The 19,163-nt window shown below is 59.8% G+C and carries 21 protein-coding genes and 1 pseudogene; 9 read left to right on the plus strand and 13 right to left on the minus strand.

The annotated features are described in order from the left end of the window. Positions 1-68 precede the first annotated feature (68 nt). Positions 69-863: a hypothetical protein gene (locus ACR3XE_RS03015; RefSeq protein ID WP_473699064.1), complete on the minus strand. Its 795-nt coding sequence runs from the start codon at positions 861-863 to the stop codon at positions 69-71. A 459-nt stretch (positions 864-1,322) separates the two neighbouring features. Between ACR3XE_RS03015 and ACR3XE_RS03020 the strand changes: the two genes are divergently transcribed. After that, positions 1,323-1,661, plus strand: coding sequence for a TraR/DksA family transcriptional regulator (locus tag ACR3XE_RS03020; RefSeq protein ID WP_473699063.1), 339 nt, complete (start codon positions 1,323-1,325; stop codon positions 1,659-1,661). An 88-nt stretch (positions 1,662-1,749) separates the two neighbouring features. Continuing rightward, positions 1,750-2,025 (plus strand): DUF3297 family protein, encoded by a 276-nt coding sequence (locus ACR3XE_RS03025; protein ID WP_473699062.1) that lies wholly within the window; start codon positions 1,750-1,752, stop codon positions 2,023-2,025. Between the two features lie 38 nt (positions 2,026-2,063). On the opposite strand, the gene ACR3XE_RS03030 is transcribed toward ACR3XE_RS03025, so the two are convergent. The 3 genes from ACR3XE_RS03030 to ACR3XE_RS03040 form a co-directional block, all read right to left on the minus strand. Then, positions 2,064-2,636, minus strand: coding sequence for a CHAP domain-containing protein (locus ACR3XE_RS03030; RefSeq protein ID WP_473699061.1), 573 nt, complete (start codon positions 2,634-2,636; stop codon positions 2,064-2,066). Positions 2,637-2,820: 184 nt separating this feature from the next. Beyond that, entirely contained in the window at positions 2,821-5,172 is a 2,352-nt protein-coding gene (locus ACR3XE_RS03035; RefSeq protein ID WP_473699060.1) for a putative bifunctional diguanylate cyclase/phosphodiesterase, read from the minus strand. Positions 5,173-5,291: 119 nt separating this feature from the next. Continuing rightward, positions 5,292-7,037 (minus strand): fatty acyl-AMP ligase, encoded by a 1,746-nt coding sequence (locus tag ACR3XE_RS03040; RefSeq protein WP_473700383.1) that lies wholly within the window; start codon positions 7,035-7,037, stop codon positions 5,292-5,294. A gap of 182 nt (positions 7,038-7,219) precedes the next feature. On the opposite strand from ACR3XE_RS03040, the gene ACR3XE_RS03045 reads away from it, so the two are divergent. The 3 genes from ACR3XE_RS03045 to ACR3XE_RS03055 all read left to right on the plus strand — a co-directional run bounded on the left by ACR3XE_RS03045 (position 7,220) and on the right by ACR3XE_RS03055 (position 8,752). Beyond that, a complete protein-coding gene (locus ACR3XE_RS03045) occupies positions 7,220-7,801 on the plus strand; it encodes a regulatory protein RecX (protein ID WP_486185900.1) in 582 nt (193 codons plus the stop codon). A gap of 33 nt (positions 7,802-7,834) precedes the next feature. Continuing rightward, the gene (locus ACR3XE_RS03050; protein ID WP_473699058.1) at positions 7,835-8,296 is read left to right on the plus strand and encodes a DUF192 domain-containing protein; all 462 of its coding nucleotides are present in this window, start codon (positions 7,835-7,837) and stop codon (positions 8,294-8,296) included. A 69-nt stretch (positions 8,297-8,365) separates the two neighbouring features. Continuing rightward, positions 8,366-8,752: an NADH:ubiquinone oxidoreductase subunit NDUFA12 gene (locus ACR3XE_RS03055; RefSeq protein WP_473700382.1), complete on the plus strand. Its 387-nt coding sequence runs from the start codon at positions 8,366-8,368 to the stop codon at positions 8,750-8,752. Positions 8,753-8,763: 11 nt separating this feature from the next. Here ACR3XE_RS03055 and ACR3XE_RS03060 read toward each other — a convergent pair whose 3' ends face one another. Continuing rightward, positions 8,764-9,024, minus strand: a complete 261-nt coding sequence (locus ACR3XE_RS03060) for a hypothetical protein (protein ID WP_473700386.1) — start codon at positions 9,022-9,024, stop codon at positions 8,764-8,766. On the opposite strand from ACR3XE_RS03060, the pseudogene ACR3XE_RS03065 reads away from it, so the two are divergent. After that, positions 8,926-9,162, plus strand: a pseudogene (locus tag ACR3XE_RS03065) (DUF2155 domain-containing protein); the annotation flags it as partial. The gene ACR3XE_RS03060 and the pseudogene ACR3XE_RS03065 overlap by 99 nt on opposite strands. A gap of 35 nt (positions 9,163-9,197) precedes the next feature. On the opposite strand, the gene aat reads toward ACR3XE_RS03065, so the two are convergent. Beyond that, positions 9,198-9,974: a leucyl/phenylalanyl-tRNA--protein transferase gene (aat, locus tag ACR3XE_RS03070; protein WP_486186010.1), complete on the minus strand. Its 777-nt coding sequence runs from the start codon at positions 9,972-9,974 to the stop codon at positions 9,198-9,200. An 8-nt stretch (positions 9,975-9,982) separates the two neighbouring features. After that, positions 9,983-10,816, minus strand: a complete 834-nt coding sequence (locus ACR3XE_RS03075; protein ID WP_473699056.1) for a class I SAM-dependent methyltransferase — start codon at positions 10,814-10,816, stop codon at positions 9,983-9,985. A 79-nt stretch (positions 10,817-10,895) separates the two neighbouring features. Here ACR3XE_RS03075 and ACR3XE_RS03080 point away from each other — a divergent pair, with 79 nt between their 5' ends. After that, positions 10,896-11,081, plus strand: a complete 186-nt coding sequence (locus tag ACR3XE_RS03080) for a hypothetical protein (protein WP_473699055.1) — start codon at positions 10,896-10,898, stop codon at positions 11,079-11,081. A 27-nt stretch (positions 11,082-11,108) separates the two neighbouring features. Here ACR3XE_RS03080 and ACR3XE_RS03085 read toward each other — a convergent pair whose 3' ends face one another. Next, entirely contained in the window at positions 11,109-12,626 is a 1,518-nt protein-coding gene (locus ACR3XE_RS03085; protein ID WP_473699054.1) for a TadA family conjugal transfer-associated ATPase, read from the minus strand. Between the two features lie 156 nt (positions 12,627-12,782). Between ACR3XE_RS03085 and ACR3XE_RS03090 the strand changes: the two genes are divergently transcribed. Further along, entirely contained in the window at positions 12,783-13,244 is a 462-nt protein-coding gene (locus ACR3XE_RS03090; protein WP_486185901.1) for a DUF6265 family protein, read from the plus strand. On the opposite strand, the gene ACR3XE_RS03095 is transcribed toward ACR3XE_RS03090, so the two are convergent. The 5 genes from ACR3XE_RS03095 to ACR3XE_RS03115 form a co-directional block, all read right to left on the minus strand. Further along, positions 13,245-13,505: an ATP synthase F1 subunit epsilon gene (locus ACR3XE_RS03095; protein WP_473699053.1), complete on the minus strand. Its 261-nt coding sequence runs from the start codon at positions 13,503-13,505 to the stop codon at positions 13,245-13,247. Between the two features lie 157 nt (positions 13,506-13,662). Then, positions 13,663-15,141 carry a F0F1 ATP synthase subunit beta gene (gene atpD, locus ACR3XE_RS03100; protein ID WP_473699052.1) on the minus strand — a complete coding sequence of 493 codons (1,479 nt, stop codon included), beginning with the start codon at positions 15,139-15,141 and terminating at the stop codon, positions 13,663-13,665. A gap of 57 nt (positions 15,142-15,198) precedes the next feature. Further along, positions 15,199-16,074, minus strand: a complete 876-nt coding sequence (locus ACR3XE_RS03105) for a F0F1 ATP synthase subunit gamma (protein ID WP_473699051.1) — start codon at positions 16,072-16,074, stop codon at positions 15,199-15,201. A gap of 47 nt (positions 16,075-16,121) precedes the next feature. Then, positions 16,122-17,651 carry a F0F1 ATP synthase subunit alpha gene (gene atpA, locus ACR3XE_RS03110; RefSeq protein WP_473699050.1) on the minus strand — a complete coding sequence of 510 codons (1,530 nt, stop codon included), beginning with the start codon at positions 17,649-17,651 and terminating at the stop codon, positions 16,122-16,124. A 4-nt stretch (positions 17,652-17,655) separates the two neighbouring features. Continuing rightward, positions 17,656-18,222 carry a F0F1 ATP synthase subunit delta gene (locus ACR3XE_RS03115; RefSeq protein ID WP_473699049.1) on the minus strand — a complete coding sequence of 189 codons (567 nt, stop codon included), beginning with the start codon at positions 18,220-18,222 and terminating at the stop codon, positions 17,656-17,658. A gap of 258 nt (positions 18,223-18,480) precedes the next feature. On the opposite strand from ACR3XE_RS03115, the gene ACR3XE_RS03120 reads away from it, so the two are divergent. Further along, positions 18,481-19,161 (plus strand): dienelactone hydrolase family protein, encoded by a 681-nt coding sequence (locus ACR3XE_RS03120; protein WP_473700381.1) that lies wholly within the window; start codon positions 18,481-18,483, stop codon positions 19,159-19,161. Positions 19,162-19,163 lie beyond the last annotated feature (2 nt).

Here is a 19,163-nt window from a genome sequence, read left to right on the forward strand (position 1 = left end):
TCTGTCGTCCGCATCGGTTGGCGCGCTGATCACATAGATCAGCGCGCCCCGGGCCCGGCTCCGTCAGCCTAGCGGCATTTGGGGTGTGTTGCGATGTCGCGGATGTCATAGACACGGCCATCGGCAACGGTGACTTGCAGGCATTGTCTCGACGCCGGGCGATTCCAGATCGTGTAAGCGGTGTTGCCCGATTTAAAACCATCGACATTGGTAAAGCCACGCGATTCCAAAGTCCTGTCGACGCTCGACCCGCGCGCGCCCTTCAAATCCTTGAATTGAGCAACGGCGCTATAGCCGCCTCGGCCATGATGGTGCCTGGTGTTGGTGCTCCTTTGGTTGACCCCCGATTGATAGCCGCTCGCATAGTGATCGGACCGGTCATAATTATGATAGCTTTTGTTATAGAGGCCATCATTAAAGCCGCGCTCATATTGGGCTTCGTCGGCGTCGTTCTCATAATGTTTGCCATCATCATGATGCCCCGATTTGTGGGTGAGCAGGGCGCCAAGCAGCGCGGCACCCGCGACCGCAGCAATGGCGGTTCCGGCACCACTGTCCTTGTTCTTTTGGTTGCAATCCACATTTTTGGTGTCGATTACGGATGCAAAGCGACCATCACGGGTTTCGGTGCGAATGCAATCTTTTGCATCGCGGCTCCACCAATAGCCATATTTGCTGTCGCGACTGCTTTCATGCCCGGTGATGAACGTAAAGCCTCGCGACTCCATATCCTGCTCACCTGAACTTGCCCGTTCGCCGACCAGATCCTTGAGTTTGTCTGCACTTCTTGCCGCAGCAGGGGCGCTGACCATGGCGGCCAATGTCATGGCCGCGAGTGCGACACCTGTTTTTGGGAATATCATTTGCCTTCTCCTGTTTTGTGCGCCGAATTGACGCAGTATCCGGGTCCATCCCAACCCGTAATCCAGCCAGCGCAGTGCGTTTCATCTATACTGAAAGCAGAGCCACGCCATCGACCATTCCGCCGAAATGAAATTTCTCTCAATTGCCCGTGAGAATAATATTTCATATCGCAATACGATCATTCTGAAATAATTGTTTTCAAAGCTATCGAAATTTGATGTTACCCGCAAATCATTTTCCCAGATTTTACCTCTCTTTTTTCATTAAATATGGTGTCACATGAGATGCTTATTGCGATGTTATCCTTGGCGCAAAGCGTGCGATGCTGTGGCTGTAAATGCAGGTCTGCTATGGAAAACGGCCCCTCGTTCCATGACGGATTGGGGACCGCGCAGTTGCGAGTGACGTGGTGAGAAGGCGGTGCCATAGGTCGATCTTACTGCTAAGATCGCACAGCTATGACGATCGACCCTGACCATTTTCGCACCCAATTGAAGATGCTGCGAGCAGAGCTGCAGCGCATCGATGCCGAATCGGCAGCCGAGCGCGCGCCGGTGACGCTGGAGCAGGATAGCGTCGGGCGGCTGTCGCGGATGGATGCGATGCAGGTGCAGGCGATGGCGCTCGCCGCACAGCGCCGTCGGCAGCAGGAAATCATTGCGATCGACGCCGCGCTGCGCCGGATCGACGAGGATGAGTTTGGTTATTGTCTGGTCTGCGGCGAGGAAATTGCCGAGGCACGGCTTGCCCATTCGCCAGCGGTTGCCACCTGCATCGAATGTGCGCGCAGCGGGTGAGCATGGCCAGAGTGTCGCGGCGCATGTGCGACTTGATTTACGCGCCGCGCTGTCCTAGCCGCGCAACCCAGAAACCAAAGGAATTTGCATGTCTGACACCCCGCCCGACCATATGTCGATCAACCCGCGCTCGCCCCATTTTGACATGGAGGTTCTGCAGCGTGGCATCGGTATAAAATTTAAGGGCAAGGAGCGGTCCGACGTCGAGGAATATTCGATTTCGGAAGGCTGGATCCGTATCGCCGCAGGCAAGTCAAAGGATCGCTTTGGCCAGCCGATGACGATCAAATTGTCGGGTGAAGTCGAAGCCTGGTTCGAAGATGTCGCAGACACAGCCGAGGGCGATCAGGCGGGTAAGGAATAACCTGCGGCGCGGGTCTAGCCTGCTCCGCTTTTCGGCGCTTAGGGGTTGAGCGAGGCGACGACCAGAGCCAAGCCGTTGCCCGGCTTCCAATCATTTTTGGCCCAGACCGGCGCGTCAAAACTGTGACCTTGCGGCGCCCCATTGGGATAGATGAACCCGTTTACCGGATTGGCGCGCACGCCCAGATCACCAATCGGTGCATACCACACGCGAACAAGGCTCCAGTCACCGGCAGCGCTGACATCGACGGCACGGACATTGCGTTCGATCTGGCCGCGGCGACCGTGGATCGGTGACCAATTGGCGTGGCTGATCAATATTTCGCGGTCATTGATGACTTTGGAAACGACGGCAACATGGCCGAGCGGCATCGCGCGCGAGCTGGCAAAGGCCATCACGGCGCCTTCGCGTGGTTCCTGACCGCGATCATAGTCCCCGGCCGCCTGAGCCCACCAGGTTTTGGCATTGCCGTGAATGTCGACCCCCGATTCGTCGCGGGCAAAGGGAACGCACTGCAGATATGCCTTGGCGGCAGCGGGCGATGCGGCGAGCATCGTGCCCAGCAAGAGCGCAGGCGCGAGCAACGCAGAAATGGCGCGGCGAAATGACATGGATGCGACCCCCGGTTCCCTGATTGTTCAAGGTTGTGAACTGTCCGTGCCACGCCCTGCGCCAAGCGCCAGTCCTCTAGCGATGAAATGCGCCGATGGTGCGGTAAATGGGGGAGCCATTCGCAAGGCCGGCGACAAGCCGTGCGATTGCACCGTCAGGCCGAAACATGCGTCCACGCGCGACTCACGCCGCGCTCGACATGTCCTTTTGTGAATTGAATAAAGTCAGCACATCAGCAGCGGGCATTGGCCGACCATAATAATAGCCCTGAATGTTGCTGCACCCTAGCGCGCGGATGGTTTCTACCTCCAGCTCGGTTTCGGCACCCTCGGCGGTTGTGGCCATCCCCAGACTGTCGGCGAGTGCCACCACGGCGCGAACGATCGCAATCGATTCGGGCGATTTCTTGGCCGCGCCGACAACAAAGCTGCGATCGACCTTGATGGTGGAAAATTGCGTTTTGCGAAGATAGCCGAGCGAGGAATAGCCCGTACCGAAATCGTCGAGCGACAGGCGAATTCCCAGGCTGATCAGATGGTCGAGGAGCTGTCCCGCACCGCCGCCATCGCGCAGGAACACGCTTTCGGTCACTTCAATTTCCAGCCGTTGCGGCGGCAATCCGCTTTGCGCCAGCGCCGACACGACGACCGAGGCAAAGCTGGGGTCGGTCAGTTGCTCGGCCGACACATTGACCGCGAGTTTGAGATTTCCGGGCCAACGCATCGCTTCGTGACAGGCGGTACGCAGGACCCATTCGCCGATTGGCGAGATCAGTCGTGAATCCTCGGCGAGCGGAATGAAGCGACCCGGTGAGACCGATCCCAATTTTTCGTTGTTCCAGCGGATGAGCGCTTCGAAACCGTTGAGCGTTCCGTCGGCGGCTTCGACCACCGGCTGATAATAAAGTTCGAACTCCTGACGCTCGAGCGCGCTGCGCAGCTCATGTTCCATGACCCGTCGTTCCTCGGCCTGGGCGTGCAGCGAGGCGACATAGCGATCGACGACATTGCCGCCGCGATCCTTGGATTTATAGAGCGCCAAATCGGCATTGCGGGTCAGCGTTTCGACGGTTTTCCCGTCCTGCGGGCCAATTGCAAAGCCGATGCTGGCCCCCACAAAGAGTTGATGATTATCGACGACATAAGGCCGGCTGATGGAGGCGATGATGCGATACCCCAGCTCTTCGGCGTCCTCCGCCGAGGGGACATTGTGGATGACCACGGCAAATTCGTCGCCGCCCAGCCGCCCGCAAGTCATGCCGCGCTCCATCAGCCCTTTGAGTCGGGCCGAGACTTGTGCGAGCAGTTTATCGCCCACCGGATGCCCCAAAGTGTCATTGACAGCCTTGAACCGATCAAGGTCGATGATCAGCAATGCGCACCGCGCCTTGGCCGCAATCGCATCGAGCAAGGCTAGCTCCATATCCTCATTGAGGCTGAGGCGATTGGGCAATCCTGTCAGATTGTCAAAGCGGGCCATTTTGGCGATTTGTTCGGCCGAGGCCCGCTGTTCGGTGACATCCGAGCCGACGCCGCGAAAGCCCAGAAACTTGCCCTGTTCGTCGAGACGCGGCGAAGCCGACAATTCCCACCATCGCGCCTTGCCGCCGATCGACACCGGCACGATCAGGTTGGAAAAGCTTTCACGCCGCTTCATCCGCTCGGCCATTGCGTGCAGACTCTGGGGGAAATCTCCGTTCTTCCACGCGTCGCCCGACAAGGCCTGAAGCAGCGGGATATTCTCAAGCTCTTCGGTCGGAGCGCCAAGGGCATAGGCCAATCGCGGCGACACATGGACCAGTCGCCGACTGCTGTCGGTCTGCCACAGCCAGTCAGCGGAGGTTTCCTCAAACTCGCGGAGCAACAGACTGACCGTCTCGCTCTTTTCATGCAGCGTCGTTTCGGCACGACGGAACTGGATAAAGCTCTTGGCAAAATGGATGCAGAAGAAGGACAAGAGGAGTCCGATTGTCATCGCGACGCCCGCGAGCATTTTTTCGCCGGCCACGCCCATCGCAATCGCCGCCGACGCGCTGGTTGGCAAGATGAACAAAATGCACATTCGCGGCAGGCTGTGGGCCAGCATCGCCAGCATTAACATCAGGAGGAGGGTCACGGCCCAAACCGACAGGATGTGATTGATCGTTGGCGCGCTGCCCTGCATCCAGAAAGCCGCGCCCCAGAGGAGTGCGGAGATAGTGGCGTGCCGGTTACCTAGCGCGAACTCATGGTTTGCCGCGATCCGGCTTTCCCCCAAGCGGCGGGCCTTGAAGGCCCAATAAGACCATATGCTGAACAAGATGGTCGCTGACGCCCATGCCGCGACCCACGCCAGTTTGACAGTGACGGCCATGGCAAAGCTTGCGAGCAGGACGAGCAATATGCCCAGACCGAGGCGCAGTGGCCCCCGGCCCCGCAGCGGCATCAACTGAAGTTGGCGCAGGTCGCCAACGTCTTCACCCTTTGCCCCAAATCCGAGCAACGTCCTGGCCGACGTTTTTTCCGCTGGTGCGGTATTGATAAGCAGGCTTTTCACGCCTGTTGGCTTACCGAAAGGGTGTTACCCAAGCGTAACCAGTGTCCGCCTTATGGCCTGCGCGATCCTGTCTTCATGGACAAATATTGTCCCACAATGGGACGCGGACAGGCTGTGCGTCAGGCCGCGAGCGAGAAGGGCTGGATTTCACCCGCCAGATATTGCGAGCGGGCCTTGGACCGGCTGAGTTTGCCCGAACTGGTTCGTGGCAGGGTGCGTGGCGGAATGAGCTCGACGAGACAGTTCATCCCGGTAATCGCGCGGACCCGATCGCGGATGGCCTCGCGCAGCACGAGCCGTTCCTTTTCGTCGCTGGTCCGGCACTGGACGAGCACGGCCGGCGTTTCCTCGCCCCCTGGAGCGGTGATGGCGAATGCGGCAATATCGCCCGATTTGAACCCCGGCAATTGTTCGACTGCCCATTCAATATCCTGCGGCCAGTGATTTTTGCCATTGATGATGATCATGTCTTTGGCACGGCCAACGATATAGACATAACCATCAGATAAATATCCCATATCTCCGGTATCGAGCCAGCCATCGACTAGGCAGGCCGCGGTCGATTCGGGATCACGGAAATAGCCGGTCATCAGCGACGGGCCGGTGCACCACACTTTGCCAACGGTCTGATCGGCGAGGACGGTGCCGTCCTCGGCGCGTACTTCGATTGTCATGTCACGCGCGGCACGGCCACAGTTGACGACGGCGCGATACCGGGTTGGCCGGTCACTGTCGTTGGCGGCGCCCGACAATTCGGTTTCCTCGACCAGCTCCACGACGATGCCTTCGCCCGGCGGCATGATGCTGACAGCCAGCGTCGCTTCGGCCAGACCATAGCTGGGCAGGAAGGCCTTCGCCGTGAAACCGGCGTCGGCAAAGGCGTCGACAAAATTCTGCATGACGTCGGGGCGGATCATGTCGGCCCCATTGCCGGCAACGCGCCACCGCGACAGGGCGAAACGATCAGCGACATGCGTCTGGCTCGACACGCGGCGGGCGCAAATATCATAGCCAAAGGTGGGCGAATAGCTGAGCGTTGTGCCCTGATTGCGACTGATAAGGTCGAGCCAGGCAAGCGGACGCCGGGCAAAATCCTCTGTTTTCAGATAGTCGACCGACACCTGATTGGCGACCGGCGAGAGCAGGCAGCCGACGAGCCCCATGTCATGATACCAGGGCAACCAAGAGACGCAGCGGTCAGTGTCGCAAACTTTCATGCCGTGCGAGTGCGCCGCCAGATTGTTGAGCAGTGCCGCGTGCGTCACCGCGACCCCGTGCGGAAAGCGCGTCGAGCCGCTGCTATATTGCAGATAGCAGGTGGCGTCGCTTTGCTGTTCGGGCAGGTCGGCGATGGGCGCGGCGTGGCTGGCAAATTCGGCCCAATCCATCGGCTTCACACCTTGGGCAGCGGCGGCCTCGGCGGCCATCGACGCGATTTCGGGCGGAAAGAACAGCATCGTCGGATCGCAACTCGACAACTGGACGGTCAACTGGCCGACATAGCTGTCGCGCCCGCCAAAGCTGGTCGGAAGTGGCAGAGGGACGGGCCATGCACCGGCATAGATGGTGCCGAAAAACAGCGCGGCAAATTCGGGTCCGGTTTCGGCGATCAGCGCGATGCGATCGTCGGGTTTGACCCCTGCGGCGATCAGGCGATAGGCGGTGCTGCGCGCGTCATCCTGCAACTCGCGGAAGGAATAAGCGCGCGCCAGTTTGCCGCGCGGGTCATGGAAATTGAGCCCGCGGACCCCCTTTGCGGCATATTCGAGTGCCTCTCCGACCGTGGAAAAGTCGGAAAAGCGACGCGGAAGATCGCAAAAAGTCGGGGTGGGTATTGGCGGTTCGGCTGTGTGGGTATCAGTCATAATGTCTGGTACGTCCCGAAAAGCGGACGGCGCGGCAACAGTAATATCGTCTTGGACTGCCATTTATGCCGTGCCTTATCCTTGGCTGTTCGTACAAAAACGCCCGTTTCCGGGCGATGGCTGTGTAGTTTCGCTGCACTGGTCGTTCTCAATCGCGCCCGACTGTGGCATAATCATGGCATATGGCCAAAAGCCGCCCCCCCGCTAATCGGGTAAAAGCCCCGCTTGATCGTGCCAGACTCAATGATCTGGCGCTGTCCTATGTCGCGCGTTTCGCGACAACACGCGCGAAACTGATGCGCTATTTGGCGCGCAAATTGCGCGAACGCGGCTGGACCGATGATCCGGAAGACAGCAGCGGGGCGGCGGCTTGCGAGGCGATTGTCGCGCGCCTGACAGAGCTTGGATATATCGACGACCAACAATATGCCGAGATGCGGGGGCGGGCGATGACCGGGCGCGGGCTTGGTGCCCGGCGGGTGAAATCGCAGCTGTGGGTTGATGGCATTGCCGCCGATGATGCCGAGGCAGCGGTCAATGCGGCCTCAGAGGCGGCGCCGGCAGCGGCCATTCGCTTTGCCCGCAAGCGGCGGTTCGGTCCTTTTGCGCCGGAACAGGTGAGCGACCCTGCGCTGCGTCAACGCCAGCTTGCCGCTTTTTTGCGTGCGGGTCATGCGCTGGATCTGGCGCGACGCATATTGGCGATCGCTCCGGGCGATGAGGCCGGTTTGGCGACGCTGGACGCCGACGCCATGCTGGATTAGGAAACGCGCCTGTTTTGCCGAAAGGATGCGTTGATGCGAATTATGTTTACGGCCCTGACATTGGCGCTCGCGCTGCCGGTTTCGGCTTGTGCCAAAGATCCGTCCAGCCAGACCCAATCCGCCGCAACCATCCCGTTGACCATCACCAGCGGCGACACGGTTCACAAATTTCAGGTCGAGGTGGCGCGGACTGCCGACGAACAGGCCAAGGGGCTGATGTTCCGGACCAGCCTGCCCACCGACGGTGGCATGATCTTTCCCTTCCCGTCGCCGCGAATCGGCAGCTTCTGGATGAAGAATACGCTAATCCCGCTCGATATGATCTTCATTCGCGCCGACGGCAGCATCGACCGGATTGCAGAGAATACCATCCCCGGATCGCTCGAGCCGGTGGTGAGCGGCGGCGATGTATCGGCGGTGCTCGAACTGGCGGGCGGAACGGCGACCGAACTCGGTATTAACGAGGATGCGATCATCAAATGGCAGGACCGTTGAACGAAAATCGGCACCACTAGGCGGCTTCGACCTTTTCAGGAGTGATTCTTGCCTGTAAACGCCACCGCCATGGGCATTTTAGGCAAAATATTCACCTGGTGGGATGGCGCGACCATCGGCACGACGCTGAACAGCTGGCGTACCGGCGAAAAGGTGGGCGAGGACAGTCTCGGCAACCGCTATTTCCGCACCCGCGACGGCAAACGGCGCTGGGTCCTGTACAACGGGTCGAATGACGCGAGCCGGGTGCCGCCCGACTGGCATGGCTGGCTGCACAGCACCTATGATGAATTGCCGACCGAGATGCTGCCGGTCGCGCGCACTTGGGAAAAGGATGCGACGCCGAATCTGACTGGCACTGGTAGCGCTTATCGTCCGGCTGGTGCGCTTGAGCGTGGCGGCCAGCGCGCCGCGGCCACCGGGGATTATGAGGCATGGCGGCCAGGGTCTGAATGACCGCGCGTCAATCAATGCTGACACGGACGGGGCTGGTTGTCGTTGCCGTGGGCCTGTTGCTGACGGGATGCGACCGGAACGGAAGCGGCGGCGATAAATCGCGTATGACGTCGCAAATCACCAAATCGGAACCGGTGCCGCAGGAAAAGGGCGGGATTGAAGGCGCGACGCCGATGGAGCAACGCGTCGCGGTGCTGGGGGTGCTCAACAAGCGTAACGGACTGGTTCGCGATATCGAAATAAAGCCCGGCGATTCGGTGCGCATCGGCCATGCTGTTGTGCGGCTGCGCGCGTGCGAGCAGACCGCTCCGTGGGAGGATCCGCCAGAAACCGGCGCTTTTGTCCAGTTAAGCGTGCAGGATCAGCGCGACGACAAATGGTATCGGGTTTTTTCGGGCTGGCTGTTCAAGGAACGGCCAGAGCGTAACGTCATCGAGCACCCGATTTATGATGTCTTCGTCAAAAGCTGTGCGATGACATATCCGGGCGGCACACCGGTGTCGCGCCCGGCACCCAAAGCCGCACCAAAGGCATCGAGCGCGCCCCAGTCCCCGACCGGAAATGGGGGATCGGGCACCCCGGCTGCCGCTGACGCTCCCGCGCCGAAGGTTGCGGCGCCTTCTGCACCGGCGCCTGTAGCCTCACCGCCCGCCAAAACCGAATAGAGCCGCGCCAGATAATCGGCCTGGCTGATTTCGACCGCGCCCAGCGATGCAAGGTGCGGGGTCATGAACTGGCAATCGAGCAACTGCCAGCCGCCGATGTGGAGCCGGCCGACAAGGTGCGCCAGCGCAACTTTGGACGCATCGCGCGCCCGCGACACCATCGATTCGCCGAAAAATGCGCGGCCAAGGGTAACCCCATAAAGCCCACCGACGAGCTGGTCGCCGTGCCAACATTCGATGCTATGCGCGTGCCCCAGCGCGAACAACTGGTCATAGCTGGCCCGGATAAGCGGGTTGATCCAGGTCGTCGGGCGATCATCTGCCGATTCGGCGCACAGCGCGACGGTCGCGGCAAAGGCGGTGTCGGTGGTGACGCGAAAGCGATCCGATTGCAGCACCTTTTTCAGGCTGCGTGACAGCCGGAAGCCGTCGAGTGGCAGAATGGCGCGAAGCCTGGGCTGAACCCAATGAACCGACGGATCATCCGCTCCGTCGGCCATGGGAAATATACCCTGTGCATAGGCGCTGAGCAGCAGCGCAGGGTCAATCGATTCCAGCGGCTTCGTCAGGAGGCGGGCTTTACGAATTTCAGGGTCATGCGATCCGATTCGCCGATGCCCGTAAATTTGGCGCGGTCGACATCCTTTTCGGCCAGCGTCGGCGGCAGCGTCCATACGCCCTTGGGATAATCATGCGTATCCTTTGGGTTGGCATTGATATCGCTTTCGCCCGCCAGCTTGAATCCGGCCGCTTCGGCAAAGGCGATGACCGATGACCGCTTCATATATCCGCTCTTTTCCTCGAGCGCCGAATCCATATCCTCGGGCAAGCGATGGTCGACGACGCCCAGCGTGCCACCGGGTTTGAGCATCGCATAGATTTGGGCAAAATTTGTCGCGACCTGATTGGTGCCGCCAAAGCGCCAGTTATGGACATTGCGAAAGGTCAGCACGGCGTCGGCGCTGCCGTCGGGGACTTTGGGGTTGGTGCCGACGTTGGGAAATTCGGCGAGTTTGACCGCGCCATAGATGGCGGGCGCCTTTTCCTGCCATTGTTTGATGCGGTTGAGTCCGCGATCCCAGGGTGCAGCGGCGTAAAGAGTTCCACCGCCCGATGCGACCAGCGGCGCGAGAATTTCCGTATACCAGCCGCCACCCGGCCAGAGTTCGACGACCGTGTCGCCCGGCTTGACCCCGAAAAAGGCCAAGGTTTCCGTCGGGTGGCGATAGGTGTCGCGCGCAACATTGGCGGCGGTGCGGCTGTCGGCGGCAATGGCTGCGGCGATGGCGTCCTTCGTTTCGGTTGCGCCTTCATTCGCGGCGGCATTTTGGCCCGGTGCAGAGCAGGCCGCACTGGCGGCAAGCAACGCAGCTATTGTAACGGGATGGAAATATCGCATATCGGCACCTTTCAGACGGGAGAGACGGCCAGTTCGGCCGGACTGTCCCTTGTTCTAGGTGTCGGAGGGCGCAATGCAAGTGACGATGGGCTATGTCAGCGCCGCTGCGGTGGCTGTTGTCATTGTCGCAGAATTTTCCGCATGGCGTCGTAAGAACCGGTGCGACGTCGATCGCGTCGGGTTCATGCCGTGGCGTGAGGTCTCTTTTGCCGCGATGGCCGTCGCGTTTCTCAGCGCTGCCCTGGCCCTACATGCATCGCTGTGACGCGACCCGTCCGGCCCAAGAGTTGCCCTAGAGACACGCCTCGAGGAAGGGCTGATCAAAGCCGTATTGCCGTGCTTTTTCAAGCGTGTAGGGACGAAGCCCCATCGCGCGATACTCACCCTTGATCTTGCCGTCCTTGTCTTCGTCGAGATATTCGAACTTGAACAATTCCTGCGTCACGATGACGTCGCCTTCCATCCCGATCACCTCGGTAACATTGGTGACACGGCGTGAGCCATCGCGCAGACGCTTGATCTGAATCACCAGATCGACCGAATCGGCAATCTGCTTGGAAATGGCTTCTTTGGGGATTTTGACATCACCCATGAGCACCATATTTTCCATACGACCCAAGCATTCGCGCGGGCTATTGCTGTGGAGCGTACACATGGATCCATCGTGACCCGTGTTCATCGCCGCGAGCAGATCGAAACATTCGGAGCCACGGACCTCACCCATGATGATGCGGTCAGGGCGCATACGCAGGGCGTTCTTCACCAGATCGCCCATATGAATAGCGCCATTGCCCTCTAGGTTCGCAGGGCGCGTTTCGAGCGGCAGCCAGTGCGGCTGTTGCAAGCGCAATTCGGCGGCATCCTCGATCGTCAACACGCGCTCGCCGGGGTCGATCATTTTCGACAGGGCGTTGAGCATCGTCGTCTTACCCGAACCCGTACCGCCCGAAATAACGATGTTGAAACGGCTGGCACCGGCGATTTTCAGCGCGGTACACATTTTCTGGCTCATCGCGCCCCATTGGCAAAGCATGTCGAGCGTGATCGGCTTGGCCGAAAATTTACGAATCGAGATGGCGGTGCCGCGCAAGGACAGTGGCGGAACGATGACGTTCACACGACTGCCGTCCTTGAGACGGGCGTCGGCAAGCGGACTGGTCTGGTCGACGCGGCGGCCGACGAGGTTGCAGATACGTTGCGCGATCTGGAACAGATGCTGCTCGTCGCGAAACTGGATCGGCGCAATGACCAACTGGCCATTTTTTTCGATATAGGTTTGATAGGGGCCATTGACCATGATGTCCGAAATTTCGGGGTCGGCCAGCAATTCTTCGAGTGGGCCAAAGCCGAGCAATTCGTCGACAAGGACTTTTTCGAGGGCAAATTGTTCGCGGCGGTTGAGCGTGATGCGCAATTCGGCCAGCACTTCGAGGATGATCGGGCGGAATTCCTCGGTCAATTCGTCCTTCGACAGCGTTGCCGCAGCCTCTGGATCGACGCGTTCGAGCAGGCGCGGAAGCACCTGTTCCTTGATCTTGTGAACGCTGGCCTCGAATCCTTGGGCCTTCTCTGGCTCCATCGCCTCTGCGGTCGAGCGTTGGTTGAGCCGCTCCATCGCCTCCATTTCGGGCGCCGCAGCGTCGCCGATTGGCGAATCTGTGGCAGGCAGAGAGGTCGAATCAAGTGCCGGAAACTGGGATCCTCCGCCTTTCGACGGGGACGCGCCAGTGCCGCCTCCACCCTTCATAGGCTTGGCGACCCCGAAAGCGGGGCGTCCAGTGGTTCCGGGTCGACGTCCAAATGCACTCATGGAAGCATCCTGTCTCAAAAACGGTCCGTGATATGTAGCTGCCCCCTTGGGTTACAGCTTCACATCAAAGAAGGTGAATAGGATGGAAACTTTGATATAGTCCTAATGCCGAAGCGAAAGAATTGGATGTGGCCGATCCGAATGAGGAGGCAGCCCATGCGAAAATGGATGACTTTACTGGCGGCGCTGTCGCTTGCGAGTCCGCTCAGCGCGACCAAACCGGCCCCTGATATGCCCGGCTGGCTGGCCGGGGCGTGGGAGCAAAATGGTGCGGAGGGGCGCTGGGCCGATGAGTTTTGGACGCCGCCGCGCGGTGACATCATGATCGGTGCGGCACGAATCGGCCAAGCGAATGATCTCAGTATATTCGAGCATAGCCGTATCATGCGTATGGAGCATGGGATGCTGAGCTTCTTTGCCCAGCCGCTGGGACAACCGGCGGTGGAATTTCCGATGCTGCGTGTCGGTGAAAATATGATCGAATTTGCCAATGCTGCGCATGATTATCCGCAGCGGATCAAATATTGGCGTGAAGGGAAATTGCTGAAGGCCGAAATCAGCCTGATCGATGGCAGCAAACCGCAGCGCTGGAATTATGCGCCGATGGGCGCGGAGTAATTAGCCTGCGGTCACGCTTTCGGCGAGGACGGTCAGGCCGGCTTCGTTAACTTCGGCAAAGCCGCCTTCGACTTCGATAACCTCGGGGGCTGCGCCTTCGCTGGCATAGATGGTCAGCGGACCATTGCGCAGCGTCGTCATAAAGGGCGCATGGCCGACCAGCACCGAAAAATCGCCCTCGGACCCTGGGACGGTGACCATATGGACGTCTTCGACGCGTTCGAGGCGGGCCGGGGTGACGAGTTCGAATTTCAAAGCCATGTTTCAATCCTTAAACCCATCCCCTTTAGGGGAGGGGCAGTGAGACTTGGAACGGCGGAGCCGGACCTAGTCGCAGCGGGGTGGGCTCTCGAGCCTTGCGCAACGCCGCTAGCCCCCACCCCAACCCCTCCCCTGAAGGGGAGGGGCTTAGGTCAGTTTACGCCGCGTCTTCGGCTAGTTTCTGGGCCTTGGCGACCGCTTCGTCGATGCCGCCGACCATATAGAAGGCCGCTTCGGGCAGATGGTCATATTCGCCGTCAACCACCGCCTTGAACGATTTGATCGTGTCTTCGATCGCCACGAACTTGCCGGGGATGTTGGTGAAAACTTCGGCCACATGGAACGGCTGCGACAGGAAGCGCTGGATCTTGCGGGCGCGGGCAACGATCAGCTTATCTTCTTCGCTCAGCTCGTCCATGCCGAGAATGGCGATGATGTCCTGCAGCGACTTATACTTCTGCAGCGTTTCCTGAACGCGGCGGGCGGTTTCATAATGCTCTTGGCCGACGATGCGCGGCTCGAGCATACGGCTGGTTGAATCGAGCGGGTCAACCGCAGGATAGATGCCAAGCTCCGAAATCGCGCGGTTGAGGTTGGTCGTCGCATCCAAGTGAGCGAAGGACGTGGCCGGTGCCGGATCGGTCAAGTCATCGGCCGGCACGTAAATGGCCTGCACCGACGTAATCGAACCCTTGTGGGTCGAGGTGATGCGTTCCTGTAGCGCGCCCATGTCGGTCGACAGCGTCGGCTGATAGCCCACAGCCGAAGGAATACGGCCGAGCAGAGCCGACACTTCCGAACCAGCCTGGGTAAAGCGGAAGATATTGTCGACGAAGAAGAGCACGTCCTGGCCTTCTTGGTCGCGGAAATATTCGGCAATCGTCAGACCCGACAGAGCCACACGGGCACGCGCGCCCGGGGGTTCGTTCATCTGGCCGAATACCAGCGCCACCTTTGACCCTTCGGGGGTCGGGTTGCCGTCCTTGTCCTTGGCGATCACGCCCGCGTCGAGGAATTCGTGATAAAGGTCATTGCCTTCGCGGGTGCGTTCACCGACGCCCGCGAACACCGACGTGCCGCCATGGCCTTTGGCGATATTGTTGATCAGTTCCTGAATCAGCACCGTCTTGCCAACGCCGGCACCGCCGAACAGGCCGATCTTGCCGCCCTTGGCATAAGGCGCGAGCAAATCGATGACCTTGATGCCGGTGACGAGGATGCTGCTTTCTGTCGACTGCTCGACAAATTCCGGCGCCTTGGCGTGGATCGGCGAGCGGGTCTTGGCGTTGACCGGGCCTTGTTCGTCGATCGGCTCGCCGATGACGTTGAGGATGCGACCGAGCGTCTGCGGACCGACGGGCACGGTGATCTGGGTTCCGGTGTCACTGACCGGCTGACCGCGGGTCAGGCCGTCGGTGGCGTCCATAGCGATCGTGCGCACGGTCGATTCACCCAGATGCTGGGCGACTTCGAGGACAAGGCGGTTGCCGCCATTGTCGGTTTCCAGCGCGTTCAAAATCGCGGGCAGCTCGCCGTCGAACTGCACGTCGACGACGGCGCCGATGACTTGTACGATGCGGCCCGTTGCGGTGGCGCTGGTCGCTGCTGCCTTCTTGCTCTTGGTTGCGGTTGCCATGGTCTTCTTCCTTGGGTTGATCGTTTAGAGCGCTTCCGCGCCAGCGTTTGTCTGTTGCTACAGCGCTTCCGCGCCAGCAATAATCTCAATCAATTCGGTGGTAATCGCGGCCTGACGCGTGCGGTTGTACACGATGGTCAGCTTGTTGATCAGTTCGCCCGCGTTGCGCGTCGCATTGTCCATTGCCGTCATCGATGCGCCCTGTTCGGACGCCATATTTTCCAGCAGACCCTTGAATATCTGGATCGTGATGTTGCGCGGCAACAGATCGGCGAGGATCGTTTCTTCGTCGGGTTCATATTCGACCGACGCGCCGCTGCTCGCCGGGGCTTCTGCCGGGGCGGGAACCGGGATCATTTGCTGTCCGGTGGCTTCCTGAACCAGCGCCGAGCGGAATTTGGAGTAGAAGAGATGCGCGACATCAAAGGTGCCGGCATCGAACATGCCCATCACCTGCTCGGCGATTAACTGCGCTTCTTCGAACCCGACGTTGCGGATGCCGGTGGTTTCGAAATTCTCGACAATCTGACCGTTGAACAGGCGGTTGATGACCGGGCGGCCTTTGCGGCCGACGAGGTAAAAGATAACCTTTTTACCATCAGCCTGCAGAGCCAGCGCCTTGTCGCGCGCGGCCTTGACGATGTTGCTGTTGAACGCACCAGCGAGGCCACGGTCACTGTTGAGGACGACGAGCAGATGTGTATCGCTTCTGCCGCTCCCTGCCAGCAATCGGGGCGCGCCGTCCGACGCACCGACCTTTGACGCCAGGCTGCCGACCACAGCTTCCAGCCGCTCGGCATAGGGCCGTGCCGCTTCGGCAGCCGCCTGCGCCTTGCGCAGCTTGGCGGCTGCAACCATCTTTTTGGCCTTGGTGATCTTCTGGGTCGATTTGACCGACCCGATCCGGCCTTTAAGTTCCTTCAACGAAGCCATTTAAGCCCCTCTTTGCGCCCCGACTGTCGCCGGGATACGGCAATCGATTAAGCGAAAACCTTGGCGAATGCTTCCAGTGCGGCAACAAGTCCCTTTTTGGCGTCGTCGCCAAGGTCCTTGGTATCGCGGATTGTTTTGAGCACATCGGCATGATCGCTACGCATGAAAGCGAGCATTGCCGCTTCATAACGCGTCACGTCGGTGACAGCGACCTTGTCGAGGAAACCGTTGGTTCCGGCAAAGATCGACGCCGTCTGTTCTTCGAACGGCATCGGCTGGAACTGGGCCTGCTTGAGCAACTGGGTCAGACGCGCGCCGCGGTTGAGCAATTGCTGCGTCGACGCATCAAGGTCCGAACCGAACTGGGCAAAGGCTTCCATCTCGCGATATTGCGCGAGTTCGAGTTTGATCGAGCCCGACACCTTTTTCATCGCCTTGGTCTGTGCGGCGGACCCAACGCGGCTCACTGACAGGCCGACGTTAATCGCCGGACGGATGCCCTGATAGAACAGGTTGGTTTCAAGGAATATCTGACCGTCGGTAATCGAAATCACGTTGGTCGGAATATAGGCCGACACGTCGCCGGCCTGCGTTTCGATGATCGGCAGGGCGGTCAGCGAACCGGCGCCATTGTCCTTGTTCATCTTGGCGGCGCGCTCGAGCAAGCGGCTGTGGAGATAGAAAACGTCGCCGGGATAGGCTTCGCGGCCCGGCGGGCGACGCAGCAGCAGCGACATCTGACGATAGGCAACGGCCTGTTTCGACAAATCGTCATAAACGATGACGGCGTGCATACCGTTGTCGCGGAAGAACTCACCCATCGTGCAGCCGGTGTAAGGCGCAAGGAACTGCAGCGGAGCAGGCTCCGACGCGGTGGCTGCGATAACGATAGAATATTCCATCGCGCCATTTTCTTCGAGCTGGCGGACGATTTGCGCGACGGTCGAACGCTTCTGACCGACGGCGACATAAATGCAGTAAAGCTTTTTGCTTTCATCGTCGCCGGCGTTGGCGGCCTTCTGGTTGATGAAAGTGTCGATCGCAACGGCGGTCTTGCCGGTTTGACGGTCACCGATGATCAGCTCGCGCTGGCCGCGGCCAACGGGGACGAGGGCGTCGAGCGCCTTCAGGCCGGTCTGGACGGGTTCGTGAACCGAGGTGCGCGGGATGATGCCCGGGGCCTTCACTTCGACGCGCATACGCTTGTCGGCCTTGATCGGGCCTTTGCCGTCGATGGGGTTGCCCAGACCGTCAACGACGCGGCCGAGCAGGCCCTTGCCGACGGGGACGTCGACGATGGTGCCGGTGCGCTTGACGACGTCGCCTTCCTTGATCTCGGCATCGCTGCCGAAAATCACGATGCCGACATTGTCGGCCTCTAGGTTGAGCGCCATGCCCTGCACGCCATTCGAAAATTCGACCATTTCACCGGCCTGGACATTGTCGAGGCCGTGGACGCGGGCGATGCCGTCACCGACCGACAGCACTTTGCCGATTTCGCTGACGATGGCGTCAGTGCCAAAATTGGCAATCTGGTCCTTAATGACCTTGGATATTTCAGCGGCGCGGATTTCCATGTGTTCAGCCTTTCATCGCAGCAGCGAAGCTATTCAATCGGGTACGGATGCTGCCATCGATCAACTGACTGCCCAGCTGGACAATCAGACCGCCAAGGATGGCGGGATCGACGGTCGCCGCAACGGTCACATCGCGACCGAAACGGGTTTTGAGGTTTGCCTTGAGCTTGGCGAGCTGATCGGCGGTCAGCGGGTGAGCGCTGGTGACATCGGCCGTCGCCTCTCCGCGATGTGCGGAAACGATGGCGTCAAAAGCGGTAATCATGCCGTCCAATTTGTCGAGGCGATGATTTTCGGCGAGCACGCCAAGGAATTTGCTGGTCAGCGAATCGAGCTTCATCATCTTGGATACAGCGGCGACGCCGTTGGCGGCATCTTTGCGCGATACGACAGGGCTGGAAACCAGCGCTGCGAAATCTTCCGATTCGGCGAGCGCATCGCGCAAGCTGGAGAGGCTGTTGGCGACGGCATCTATGCTTTTTGATTCGCGCGCAAGTTCAAAGAGCGCGGTTGCGTAACGGCCCGCAAGGCCCGCCGTCATGTTGCCCTGAATATCGCCGGAATTCTCCACGCGCGAAAGTCCTTTATTGCTATCCCGTGGGGGATGGGGTCGCGCGGGATAGAATGGATATTCGAAAATATCCCCCGCAGCGAAGTCGCGGCGCGCCTAGCAACGATTTTGGTGCAATGCAAGATGGTCGGCGACTCTCTTGCGGACAGGATGGCGATGCGTGGCTGCGGGCTGTTGTGTCATCCCCGATGATGATCCAAAAGTGCAAAGCAGGAACAGGCTCGATTCAGACGAAAAAGGGGACGCAGTGTGGGCGAGATGATTCGGATGATGATGGACGATGGCGCCGAAATTGCCGTTTATCATGCCCAGCCGGAGGGTGGCCGGCCCGAAGACCGCAAGGGCGGTTTGGTGTTGGTGCAGGAAATCTTTGGCGTCACCGACCATATACGCGAACTGTGTGATGAATATGCCGAGGATGGCTATGAAGTGCTCAGCCCTGCTTTGTTCGACCGTGAGCATCCGGGATTTGAAAGCGATTATTCGGGGCCGCAGTTTGAACGGGCGGTGCAACTGGCGCGCGAGCTGCATCCCTTCGAACAGAGCTTGAAGGATGCACAGACCTGCATCGACGCGCTCAAGGCGAAAGGCCCCGTTTTCATCACCGGCTTTTGCTATGGCGGCTCGGTCGCGTGGCGGATGGCGCAGATCAGCCCTGACCTGGCGGCTTCATCGGCCTATTATGGCAGTCTGGTGCCGACAATGTTCAAGGACGAAGCCCCGCGCTGTGCCGCCATCGCCCATTTCGGCCGCTATGACAGCGGCATCCCGATGGAGGGCGTCGACGCGCTGATCGCCACCGCGCACCCGACCGCGCAAATCTTTGTCTATGAGGCCGGACACGGATTCAACAGCGACCGCCGCAAGGATTATCACCCTGAAAGTTCGGAACTGGCGCGGACACGCACGCTGGCGCTATTCAAAGCGTGTGGGGGGTAGGG

The organism is Sphingopyxis sp. 10G20-10 (assembly GCF_057365075.1).